Origin of the sequence: Brevundimonas sp. EAKA (assembly GCF_000698025.1) — a bacterium.
Taxonomy (GTDB): domain Bacteria; phylum Pseudomonadota; class Alphaproteobacteria; order Caulobacterales; family Caulobacteraceae; genus Brevundimonas; species Brevundimonas mediterranea_A.
On the sequence record NZ_JMQR01000171.1, the window covers coordinates 1 to 5,207 of the forward strand.

At 70.9% G+C, this 5,207-nt stretch carries 7 protein-coding genes; 2 read left to right on the plus strand and 5 right to left on the minus strand.

The window, feature by feature from the left end; all coding sequences use genetic code 11:
* Positions 1–341 (plus strand): LytTR family DNA-binding domain-containing protein (locus ER13_RS15930; protein WP_035310849.1); only part of this gene is annotated, 341 nt, incomplete at its 5' end.
* Positions 342–354: 13 nt separating this feature from the next.
* On the opposite strand, the gene ER13_RS15935 is transcribed toward ER13_RS15930, so the two are convergent.
* Complete coding sequence (locus ER13_RS15935; RefSeq protein WP_008263361.1) at positions 355–810, minus strand: COG3650 family protein; 456 nt, start codon at positions 808–810, stop codon at positions 355–357.
* 79 nt (positions 811–889) lie between these two features.
* On the opposite strand from ER13_RS15935, the gene ER13_RS15940 reads away from it, so the two are divergent.
* The gene (locus ER13_RS15940) at positions 890–2,056 is read left to right on the plus strand and encodes a DNA cytosine methyltransferase (RefSeq protein ID WP_035310851.1); all 1,167 of its coding nucleotides are present in this window, start codon (positions 890–892) and stop codon (positions 2,054–2,056) included.
* Positions 2,057–2,107: 51 nt separating this feature from the next.
* Here the strand turns inward: ER13_RS15940 and ER13_RS15945 are convergent, their stop codons facing one another.
* The 4 genes from ER13_RS15945 to ER13_RS18790 all read right to left on the minus strand — a co-directional run bounded on the left by ER13_RS15945 (position 2,108) and on the right by ER13_RS18790 (position 5,095).
* Positions 2,108–2,467, minus strand: a complete 360-nt coding sequence (locus tag ER13_RS15945; protein WP_008261324.1) for a DUF1318 domain-containing protein — start codon at positions 2,465–2,467, stop codon at positions 2,108–2,110.
* Positions 2,468–2,499: 32 nt separating this feature from the next.
* Positions 2,500–2,688: a YnbE family lipoprotein gene (locus ER13_RS15950; protein ID WP_008262758.1), complete on the minus strand. Its 189-nt coding sequence runs from the start codon at positions 2,686–2,688 to the stop codon at positions 2,500–2,502.
* Between the two features lie 76 nt (positions 2,689–2,764).
* Positions 2,765–4,066, minus strand: coding sequence for a YdbH domain-containing protein (locus ER13_RS18785; RefSeq protein ID WP_197019808.1), 1,302 nt, complete (start codon positions 4,064–4,066; stop codon positions 2,765–2,767).
* A complete protein-coding gene (locus ER13_RS18790; RefSeq protein ID WP_197019809.1) occupies positions 4,067–5,095 on the minus strand; it encodes a hypothetical protein in 1,029 nt (342 codons plus the stop codon).
* Between the last annotated feature and the right edge of the window lie 112 nt (positions 5,096–5,207).

Below are 5,207 nucleotides of genomic sequence, written 5' to 3' on the forward strand. Positions count from 1 at the left end.
CCTCCCCCGCGCCGGCCTCGCCGCCCCCGGTCCGTTTCCTGGACCGGCTGCCGCTGAAGCTCAGGGGCGCGACCCTCTACGCCGTCCAGGCCGAGGATCATTATCTGCGCCTGCACACCGACCGGGGCTCGGACCTGATCCTGATGCGCCTGTCCGACGCGGTCGAGGAGCTGGAGGGGCTGGAGGGCGCCCGCACCCATCGCAGCTGGTGGGTGGCCCGATCCGCCGTGCGCGGCGTCGACCGCGGCGACGGCCGCGCCACCCTGACGCTGGAAAACGGCCTCAGCGTCCCCGTCAGCCGCCGCTACGCCCGCACCCTGCGCGAAGCCGACTGGTGGTGAAGGCAGGGGCCGGTCAGGGCGCCGGCGCGACTTTCAAGGCCGAGGCCGATGCGGCGCAACCGCTCAGGGTGTCGTCGCCGATCTCGACCCGTGCGGTCAGGGGATAGGTGCGGTCGCTCATGCCGTCCGAACATTCGGTGGCGATCAGCACGACGTTCATCGCCGCATTCAGGTCGGTGGAGGTGGCGTAGGTGGCGACCGTCCCCTGAACCGTCGCCCCGCGGTTCGGCGCCCGCTGCGTCGGCTGGTCCATCCGGGTGTAGATCAGGGTGTCCGGGGTGATCTCTACGCTCCAGAAGGGTTCGGTCCCCAGGGCCCGCACCGGCTTGCCCAGATCGACCCCCGCCAGAACCGGCGCGGCCTCGGGCGGCGGCGCGGATTCGGGCGCCTTGTCCCGACGGTCGTAGCAACCGACCAGGGTCAGGCCGAGAACCGGCCCGATCAGCAATGTGGTGAGTATGGCGCGCATGACGGCCCCCCGCGTTCGGCCTGCAGGTGTGGACGGGGCCGGCCTCGGTCAAGGGGCCGGGCTGAGTTATGGTGGCCGCATGTCGATTCGCCCGACCGCCTATGAATTCTTCGCCGGGGGCGGTCTCGCGGGCCTGGGCCTGTCCGGCGCCGGCCCCTCAGGCCAGAGATGGGCCGGCGTCGACACCGTCTTCGCCAACGACATGGACCCCGCCAAGGGGCGGGCCTTCGTCGCCAACCATCCCGACATCCGCTTCCATCTTGGCGACGTCTGGTCCCTGCGCCCCGCCGACCTGCCGGGCGCGCCCGATCTGGCCTGGGCCTCGTCGCCGTGTCAGGACGTCAGCCTGGCCGGGGCGCGGGGCGGACTGGAGGCCGGTCGATCCGGCGCCTTCTGGGGCTTCTGGCGTCTGATCCAAGGCCTGGCGGTCGAAGGGCGCGCGCCCCGCGTCATCGTGCTGGAAAACGTCATCGGTCTGCTGACCTCCGGCCCCAAAGACGAATCGGGTCGGGATTTTTCCGCCGTCTGCGCCGCCATGGTCCAGGCCGGCTATCGCGTCGGGGCGCTGGAGATGGACGCCGCCCACTGGCTGCCCCAGTCACGGCCCCGCCTGTTCATCGTGGCGGTTCAGGAGTCGGCCCTGAACGGCGCGCCCGAGGCCTCCGCCCCCTCGGGCCCCTTCCACTCCGCCCGCCTGATCGCCGCCCATGCCCGGCTGCCGGACGCCGTGCGCGCGGCCTGGGCCTGGTGGAGTCTGCCGGTCCCGCCCCGGCGCAACCTGGATCTCGCCGCCCTGCTGGAGTCGGATGAATCCGTGGAATGGCTGGACGACGGCGCGGAGATCCTGGCCCTGGCCGCTCCGCTGCACCGCGCCCGGATCGAGGCCGCCGTCGCCTCCGGCCGGCGCGTGGTCGGCGCCGCCTATCGCCGGGTGCGGACCGAAGACGGCCGCAAGGTCCAGCGGCTTGAGATACGGTTCGACGGCCTGGCCGGCTGTCTGCGCACCCCGGCAGGCGGGTCGTCGCGGCAATATGTGGTGGTCTGCGACGGCGGTCGGACGCGGGTGCGTCGCCTGACCGGACGCGAGGCGGCGAGGCTTATGGGCGTGTCGGACGACTATCGTCTGCCCGGCAGCGAGAGCGCGGCGCTGAAATTGATGGGCGACGCCGTCGCCGTGCCCGTGGTGCGCGCCCTGACCGAAGGCCTGCTTCTGCCGGCCCTGAGCTCGCGTCGCACAGCGGCCTGAAGCCCGTGGGATCGACCCGGCGAAACGCCGGATCGATCATTCAGGCCCGGCTCAGCGCTGGACCCACTGGCCCTGGGCGTTGCGGTACCACTGGCCCGACTGGATGCGCGGCAGCAGCTGGCTTTCGAACATCCGGGCGCCGGCGACATCGGCGCTGGTGCCCGCTTCGGCCGCGCTGCGGGCGTAGGCGGCGCGGCGGCCGGCGTTCATGGCGTCGACGGCGGCGCGCAGGGCGGCGTCGGAGGTGCTGACGCGGAAGCCGACATAGCCGTCGGCCTGTTCACCCACGGTGCCGGCGGCCTTGGCCTGGTCGACCAGGGTCTTCTGGGCTGCGGTCTGGGCCAGGGCGGCGCCGCCGAATGAAACGGCTGCGGCGAGGGCGCCGACAGCGAGGAATTTACGAAGGCTCATATCGGCCTGTCCTTTCAAAAGAAGCGAGGCGATCAGAAGAGGTTCGGGTTCTGCTGAAGCAGTTGCTGCAGCTCCTGATCCAGCCGGACGCGGACGTCTGCGTCCAATTTGGCGTAGATCTGGATCGGCGCAACCTCCAGACGGATGGTCGGGGCGCAGGCCGCGACGGCGACGACGACCGCCCCGAGGCCGAGTCCGGCCAACTGGCGCTTGTTGATCATGGCGAGAACTCCGGGTCGGTCAAGGTTGAGAGGTCATTAGCACGCTATCGCGTGAACGGTCGCTGAATGGTTCGACTCACGGCGCTTCGGGCTCAGGCCCAGTCTCGGGCCCAGTCTCGGGCCCCGTCTCGGGCGCGGGCGTCGGCGCTGGCTCTTTCTGACCCTGACGCGCCCGATTGACCGCCATGATGTCGGCGAACAACTGGTTGGCGTTCAGGGTGGTGTCCAGCGTCAGGTCGATCTGGGTGCCCGACGGCAGGGGCAGTTCCCGGTTCAGGAACTCCCGGCTGATCAGCTCGGCCACCGTCAGGCGCAGTTCCTGGCGCTGCGGCGGTTCGTGCCGCCCGCGGATGTGGAACAGGACCGAGATCCGTCCCTCGTCCAGACTGTTCACATCCGCGCTCAGCACGTCGAAGGCCAGATGCTCCATCGCCTGATAGGCCAGGTCCTCGACCATATTGGGCGGAACGTCCGCGCCCCCGCCGCCCGCATCCACATCGGTCAGCACGTCGCGCTGGATTGACAGCCGCCCCGGCTGGACCGCGCCCAGGGCGCCGGCCGTGATCTTCAGGCCCAGTTTCGGGTCCATGGTGAAGGGCAGCCGGCCCGACACCACCGCGTCCAGCATCACCTTGTCGGCGAAACCGCTGTCGGCGACCACATCCCCCAGCTGGACCCGGTCCAGCACGATGACCCCGCTATAGGCCTGGGTCGGGTCCAGCGGCACGACCAGCGGTTCGATGGAGACGGTCCCGCCCCCGGCCTGGACCGACCCGCCGGCGATGCTGAACCCCGCCGCGTCGATGGCGAAGTTCAGGTCCAGGGCCGTCGCGTCGGCCCCGATGTCCAGACTGTCGACCGTCAGCCTCTGGTTCGGCGCCGTGATGATGGCGGGGCTCAGGCTGGTGAATTCGATCTCGCCGCGCGCGCCCTTGACCGGCCCGGCCGGGCTGACGAAGTCCAGCCCCGGCACGCTCAACCGCCCGCTGGACGTCGGCTCGCCGTCCTTGGTCCAGTCGAACCGGCCGTCGAACCCGACGACGCCGGTCGCCGGCGACTGGACGAAGGCCTCGACCAGGGGGCTCAGCATCGAGGGCTGAAGGCCGCCTTCGACGAACCGCACCTCCGGCGCGGCGATGTAAACGCCCCCGGCCCCGGTTCGACCGTCGTGGGCCAGGGTCAACCGCCCCAGGGTGGTCGCGGCCGCCTTGCCGGTTCCCTTCAGGTCGAACCCGCCGGTCCAGCGCTCATTGGCCAGGGTCGCCTGGCCGGAAGCCGCCAGGGTCTCGAAACGTTTGGGCGTGGTCGCATCGACGACCTGGGCCCCCGCCACCGTCGCCGTCAGCCCGACCCCCGCCTTGGTCCCATCGACCACCACTCAGCCCGAGGCCTCGGCGAACCGCATGCCCAGGAAGGGGGCGTCGGCCGACACGCCCTGGAAACCGCCGGCGACGCGCCAGATCCCGTCCTTGGAACTCAGCAGAGGCCCGGCCTCGGGACACAGTTTTCCGGCCACCCGATGGACGTCGTTCTCGTCCAGCTCCAGCCGTTCGACCGTCAGATCCACACAGTCGGACGTCGCATAGGTCAGCCGCCCGCCCGCCATGGCCAGCAGACCCCGCGTCCGGGCGTCGATGCCGCGCGCCAGGTCGAAGTCCAGCTGGGCCCGCCCGTCCAGCAGGGCCTCGAACCCGCTGTCCGTCAGCCGCCACTCAGGCACGGCCACGGCCATTTCCGGCAGGCCTCGCCCTCGCGTCGCCGTCAGGGTCAGGGCCCCGCCGCCCAACCGGCCCGGTTCGGCCTGATAGGCCCCCGTTCCCGCCTGGGCGACGGTCAGTATTCCGCCGTTGGCCGGCGTCAGGGTGACGGGCCGGGCCAGGGTCACGCTGGTCCCCGCCGAACCCGTGGCGAAGCGGATGGCGGGCGCGTTCAGGGCGAAATCCCCCAGCGCCGCCTTCATCTCGGTCAGCTCGGCGATCTCGTCGGGCCCGACCGGCCCGAACAGGGGCCAGGCGCCGCCCGCCGAGCGCAGGCCGCCTTCGGCCGCGATCCGGATCGCCCCGTCCTGAACCACGTCCAGGCTCAGTTCGCCCCGCGCCTGTTTCAGCATCAGGTCGCCGAAACCGATCCGGTCGAACGCCGCCGTCACCGGCCCGGTCGCCTCGAAGGCCGTATTCCGCCCGCCCATGGACAGACCGTTCGACTGGATCGAAAGGTTCTGCGCCCTGGCCTCGCCGGCCTGGCCAGAGGCGGCTCTCAAATTGAGCGGCGTCTCCAGGCTCCAGCGCACGGCCTCATCCCGCGACACGGTCAACCGCCCGCCCGTCGCCGAACCGGCGACCTGACGCGCCGCCAGCCCCGGCCCATCGGTCGCCGCCGCCCTCAGGGTCCTGGCCCTTATACACATCTGACGCCGCCGACGAACCACCCTGTGTAAGACCCCGGGGGTGCCCGCACCATTAAAAAAAAAAAAAACACCACATCACGACGCAGAGGGCTGAACAAAGTAGAATCAAAGG

Bases quoted from the DNA above. Each gene is read 5' to 3' on its own strand.
- ER13_RS15935 (WP_008263361.1), bottom strand. From the start codon at position 810: ATGCGCGCCATACTCACCACATTGCTGATCGGGCCGGTTCTCGGCCTG.
- ER13_RS15940 (WP_035310851.1), top strand. From the start codon at position 890: ATGTCGATTCGCCCGACCGCCTATGAATTCTTCGCCGGGGGCGGTCTC.
- ER13_RS15945 (WP_008261324.1), bottom strand. From the start codon at position 2,467: ATGAGCCTTCGTAAATTCCTCGCTGTCGGCGCCCTCGCCGCAGCCGTT.
- ER13_RS15950 (WP_008262758.1), bottom strand. From the start codon at position 2,688: ATGATCAACAAGCGCCAGTTGGCCGGACTCGGCCTCGGGGCGGTCGTC.
- ER13_RS18790 (WP_197019809.1), bottom strand. From the start codon at position 5,095: ATGTGTATAAGGGCCAGGACCCTGAGGGCGGCGGCGACCGATGGGCCG.